Raw genomic sequence first — 227 nt, forward strand, 5'->3', positions numbered from 1 at the left:
GCGCCGGGCACGCCGCGCTTGACGCCGATCAGGGCGTCCATCAGGCGCAGGCCCTCGAACGCGTCGCGGGCGTAGCGGACTTCGCCCTCGTAGATCTCGTGCAGGTCCTGCTCGACGTAGGCGCGGGTGAGCGCGGCGCCGCCGAGGATGACCGGGAAGTCGGCGGCCAGGCCGCGCTGGTTGAGCTCCTCCAGGTTCTCCTTCATGATCACCGTGGACTTGACCAG

At 70.0% G+C, this 227-nt stretch carries 1 protein-coding gene; it reads right to left on the bottom strand.

What is annotated here, in order from left to right:
* The coding region (locus IH68_RS51560) for a hypothetical protein (RefSeq protein ID WP_037886844.1) at positions 1-227 on the bottom strand (227 nt) is incomplete at both ends.

The sequence above is a fragment of the Streptomyces sp. NRRL S-646 genome (genome assembly GCF_000720765.1).
In the GTDB taxonomy this organism is placed as follows: Bacteria; Actinomycetota; Actinomycetes; order Streptomycetales; family Streptomycetaceae; genus Streptomyces.